We start from the raw sequence: 5,125 nt of genomic DNA, 5'->3' as shown, positions 1-5,125 counted from the left end.
GGATAGCCCCCTCCGACCCGGGCCCCACCGAGAAGGACGACGTCCACCGCACCATCCCCTGACCGCGCCATCGGTTACTCGGGCCCGAGGTCGGCGACCACGCCGTAGTGGTCGCTGGCCTGCACACCATCGACGGGCCGCGTGAACACGCGCCGGCAGTCGCGGATCGCCAGCGTCGGGCCACCGTGCAGACCGCAGCGGACGAGCACGTAGTCGATCCGGCCGAACGGCCAGTCCCCGTCGGCCATGAGCGGGTTCTCCGGCGTGTAGGTGACGCCCGGCTCACCGGGGTGGACCCGTTCCCAGGCATCCCGGTAGCAGACGCTCGTCTCATGCAGCGACCGGCGACCCGTCAAGAACCGGACGCTGGCCGCCTCGGGCGCCGCGTCGAGGTCTCCGGCGAGCACCACGTGCCGGTCCTGCCCGTCCAGGACCTCGTCGATGAGCCGCGCGACGGCGACGGCCTGCAACTCGCGCTCGTACTCCATGTCCAGCCGCCAGCTGGGGAAATGGTTCACCAGCAGCAGTGGACCGACCGGCTCCGGTGCCCGTACGCCCGCGGCCAGGGTGGTGCAGGCGAACCCCTCCGTCCGCGGTGTGACGTTCAGGTCGGCCTCACGGATGTCGCCGAGCGGCCAGCGGCTGCCGATGACGATGCCCTGCCCGTCCGGTTCGCGGGCCGCGCTGTGCGCCAGGTGGTATCCGGGACCGAGCAGGTCGGCGGCCTGGTCATAGGAGGAGTTCCTGATCACTTCCTGGAAGGTCACCAGGTCGGGCGCGAGCTCCCTGATCCCCTGGCGGAGGACGTTCCGCCTGCGGGCCCAGTCCCCGCGCGTCCCCCAAAGGTTCATGGTCATGACCCGCATGAGCCTGGCGGTACCCGATGATCGGGGCGACGCACCCAAAGGACGGACCCGCGCGTCCAGTACCCGCCGGGCGCGCGGCTTGCGCGCCGTCCGGCGCGGGGATCTACGCGGGGGTAGACTGGCGCGACTTTGCGCCGGAGATCGAACCGTCCCTTGCGGATCAGGTCATTCGGTCCGGCGAACGTGAGCCGAACGCCAACGCACCCAGCGAGCGGGAAGTATGCAGTCACCTGGTCAGAAGAAGTCCATCGCAGGAACCCTCCTCAACCTCGTCGGGAGCCGTCCGAAAAAGGCGGGGCCCGCGCAGGGGCCCGCACCGGACGGCGACGTCGTCCAGCCGGCCGCCGGGGAGGGGTCGCTGGAGAACCATCTGGGCGGGGACGAGGCCCGCAACTACCGCAAGTACGAGTACGACACCGTCGCGCCGCACGTCGGCCGGTCGATGCTGGAGGTCGGGTCCGGGCTCGGGCACTTCTCCGAGCAGTTCGCCGGGCGGCTCGACTACCTCGTCGTCAGCGACAACGACCCGTACTGCGTCGGCGAGCTGCGCAAGCGCTACGAGGGCAGCGACGACGTCGAGGTCATCGACCTGGCCCTGCCCGCCGAGATCGAGATCCGGCAGAAGGTCGACACGGTCGTGATGATGAACGTCCTGGAGCACATCAAGGACGACGCGCAGGCGCTGCGCGACCTCGCCGCCGTCACCCAGCCCGGCGGCCGCATCGTGATCTGGGTGCCCGGCTACATGCAGCTCTACGGGGACTTCGACCGGAAGGTCGGGCACGTCACCCGGTACACGCCCTCGACGCTGGAGGAGACCGTCCGCGCGGCGGGGCTCGTCCCGGAGGTGCTCAAGCCGATCAACTTCCTCGGCGGGATCGCGTGGTGGTTCGCGGTCCGCCGCGGCGGCGCGGGCTATCCCGACCCGAAGCTCGTCAAGATCTACGACCGGACGGTCGTGCCGGTCACCCGGACCATCGAGCGGTTCGTCCGGCCGCCGTTCGGGCAGACGGTCTTCTGCGTCGCGCGCGTGCCCCGTTGACGGGAGCTTTCTCCGGCGACGGGAACCGATCACGGAAAGCGGCCGGTTCCCGTCGCCTTTTTCCGTCCGGCCAAGCGGTATGTCTTTCGGTGACCTCGGACGGTTCGACCAGGACACTGGGCGGTGGCCGGAACGGTCCCGGGCGCGCCTCTCCGCGCGGAGAAGCACCGCCTGCTTCCGCGTGCCGCGACCGCGAAGGCCGGCCACGAAGTTCCCGTGTGGTCCGACGGTCCGGAGGCGGGGGTCCTGGGAGGGGAGATCCCCGCCGCCGGATCAGGCGCGCACCCGCCCGTTCCGGGTGAAGAGCGACAGGCGGTGCGCGGTGGCGGCGGCCTCGCCGCGGCTCGCCACCTCCAGCTTGCCGAGGATGTTGGAGACGTGGACGCTGGCCGTCTTCACCGAGATGAACAGCGCCGCCGCGATGTCGCGGTTGCTGCGGCCCTCCGCGACCAGCCGCAGCACCTCGAACTCGCGGGGCGTCAGGCCGAGCGGCGCGGAGTCGTCGGCGCGGCGGGTGCGTGTGCGGCGGAGCAGGTCGGCGACGAGCTCGCCGAGCGGTGCGGCGCCGAGCCCGGCCGCGAGGTCTGCGGCGATGTGCAGCCGTTCGGCCGCGCCGTCGTGGTCGCCGCCCGCCACGGCCGCCTCCGCCGCGCGCAGCAGCGCCCGCGCCCGGTAGTACGGGTTGCCGAGCGCGTCCCAGGCCGCCGCGGCCTCGTCCCATGCGCGGAGGTCGAGGACGCCCCTGGCGCGGGCGTGCTCGGCGGTGAACGTGAGGCGGTGCGCCTGCTGGAGCGGGCCGCTGACCTGGAGCGCGGCGGCGCGCTCGGCGATGCGCCGCAGGTCGGCGGCGGCCGTCTCGCCCAGCTCGGCGCAGGCCGACGCGCCGACGACCAGCGTGGGCCAGGCGTACCGGGCGTCGTCGGGCAGCCCGGCGTGATCGAGGACGGGACGGACGGCGTCCAGCGCCGCTTCGGGGCGCCCCTCGGCGAGCGCGACCTGCGACTCGAGCCACAGCGTGGAGAAGTAGTCCTGCGTCTTGAGCCACTTCATCTTCAGGTTCATGATCTCGCGGGACAGGACGAGCCGCTTCGACGCCGTCGCCAGGTCGCCGCGCGCCAGCGCCAGCCATCCGGACAGGACGAGCAGCGACGTGCGCGTCGTGACCGCGGGGTCCTGCTCCATGGCGTGGTTCAGGACGGTGATGGCCTCGTCCCACCGGCCGAGCGACACCAGCGGCTCGGCCTGGTTGATGGACATGAACGTGCCCTGGGTGCGGGCGACGCCGTACTCGCGGGCGAGTTCCTTGCCGCGCGCGGCGATGGCGGCGGCCTCCTCGTGCCGTCCGGTGCCCTCCAGGAAATGCGACTTGATCACGTAGTAGCGGAGGCGCACCTGGTGGTTGCCGCTGCGCTCGACGGTCTCCCCGACCTCGGCGATCGCGGCGGCGTCGTCGTAGTCGATGTCGGCGCAGAACCGGGTGATCAGCGCCTCGGCCTCGGTGACGGGGTCGGCGAGCCGCCGCGCGATGGCGAGGGACTCGGCCGCCGCCTTGCGGGCCTCGCCGATGTCGGTGGTGAGGCGGACGTAGTTCCCCAGCGTGGACAGCGCCCGGGCCCGCAGCGCGGTCGGCGGCTCGGCGGGCAGTGCCTCGACGGCGGCGCGCATGTCCTCGACGAACCCGGGCCGCGCCATCTGGTAGCGCATCCGGCCGCGCAGCTCCAGCAGCATCGCCAGCCGGGACGGGTCGTCGGGGGCCGCGTCCTCGACCTCGCGGATCGCGGCGGTGACGAGCTTGATGCCGCGGTCGTACTCCCCGGCCTTGTCGGCGGCGGACGCGGCGTCCTGCAGGACCTTGATGTGGTTCGCTTCGATGCGTTCTTCGGCGTCGGGGACCTGGTCCCACAGTTCCAGGACGCGCGACAGCATCGCCAGGCACTCGGCGTAGGCGAGGGCCTTGCGTGCCTCGGCGGCGGCGCGCCACGACGCGACCAGCGCCCACGTGCTGTCGTGGGCCGCGTTCCAGTGGTAGCTCAGCTCGACCCACAGCCGACCGGCCGGAACGAGGCCGGGGTCGTCTTCCAGAGCCTCGGCATAGCGCTTGTGCAGCCGCGTGTACTCGCCCGGCAGGAGGTCGTCGTGGACGGCCTCGCGGATCAGCGCGTGCCGGAACGCGTAGCCGTCGCCGTCCACGACCAGGACGTTCGCCGCGACGGCGGGCCTCAGCACCCGGGTCAGGGCCGCGTCCCCAAGCCTGGTCACGGCCGCCAGCAGCGCGTGCTCGATGCGGGTACCGCCGCCGCTGGCGTCGCGCAGCACCTCCTGCGTCTCCTCGGGAAGCCGCTGGACGCCCGCGAGCAGCAGGTCGCGCAGCGATTCGGGCAGCTCGCACGCGAGCGTCCCGTCGTCGTCGAGCAGCGCCTCGATGAACAGCGGGTTGCCCTCGCTGCGCGCCGCGATCCGGTCGACGAGCCCGGCGGGCGGCATCTGCCGGTCGCCGAGCAGCTCGGTGACGAGGGCGGCGACGTCGGCGCGCGACAGCGGCGCGATCTCCATCCGCCGGACGCGTTCGACCCGTTCCAGCCCGGCCAGCAGCTGGCGCAGCGGATGGGCGCGGTGCAGCTCGTCCGACCGGTACGTCACGACGATCAGCACCGGCACCGCGCCGAGGTTGCGGACCAGGAACGCGAGCAGGTCGCGGGTGGAGCGGTCGGCCCAGTGCGCGTCCTCGATCACCAGCACGACCGGGCCGCGCTCGGCCAGCCGCTCCAGCAGCGTCAGCACGACCTCGAACAGCCGCGCGCGCTCCTCGCCCGAGGCGGCGTCGGACTCCGGCTCCCCGAATTCCGGCAGCAGCCGGGCGAGACCGCCGGTGTCGCCGCGCGGCACGAGCCCGGCGACGCCGTCGATGCCGATGTCGCGGACGAGCCCCCGCAGGACGGTCGTGAACGGCGCGAACGGCAGGCCGTCGGAGCCCAGCTCCAGGCAGCCGCCGACGAGCACCCTGGCCCGCTCACCGTCGACGGCGGTCGTGAACTCGCGGATCAGCCGGGTCTTGCCGAGCCCCGCGTCGCCGCCGACCAGCACGGCCCCGGGCGCCCCGGCGAGGGCGCTCTCCAGCTCGGCCAGCTCGGCCGACCTGCCGATCAGGACGGGACTCATCGCACGTGGGCTCACGCCACAAGCATGCCAAACGAATCGGACATTCCCACCTGATTAT

General features: G+C 72.7%; 3 protein-coding genes. 1 reads left to right on the top strand and 2 read right to left on the bottom strand.

Translation table 11 applies throughout. From position 1 onward, the window contains the following. Window positions 1-74 precede the first annotated feature (74 nt). Window positions 75-857, bottom strand: a complete 783-nt coding sequence (locus E1264_RS39880; protein WP_165964622.1) for an endonuclease/exonuclease/phosphatase family protein — start codon at window positions 855-857, stop codon at window positions 75-77. Window positions 858-1,086: 229 nt separating this feature from the next. Here E1264_RS39880 and E1264_RS39875 point away from each other — a divergent pair, with 229 nt between their 5' ends. Beyond that, on the top strand, window positions 1,087-1,908 hold the full coding sequence (locus E1264_RS39875) for a class I SAM-dependent methyltransferase (RefSeq protein ID WP_132182316.1): 822 nt from the start codon (window positions 1,087-1,089) through the stop codon (window positions 1,906-1,908). 273 nt (window positions 1,909-2,181) lie between these two features. Here E1264_RS39875 and E1264_RS46135 read toward each other — a convergent pair whose 3' ends face one another. Beyond that, window positions 2,182-5,082: a helix-turn-helix transcriptional regulator gene (locus E1264_RS46135; RefSeq protein WP_279492139.1), complete on the bottom strand. Its 2,901-nt coding sequence runs from the start codon at window positions 5,080-5,082 to the stop codon at window positions 2,182-2,184. Window positions 5,083-5,125 lie beyond the last annotated feature (43 nt).

The organism is Actinomadura sp. KC216 (assembly GCF_004348535.1).
Lineage (GTDB): Bacteria > Actinomycetota > Actinomycetes > Streptosporangiales > Streptosporangiaceae > Spirillospora.
Note: the sequence above shows the minus strand (reverse complement) of the source record. Positions and strands in the feature narration are given on the sequence as shown.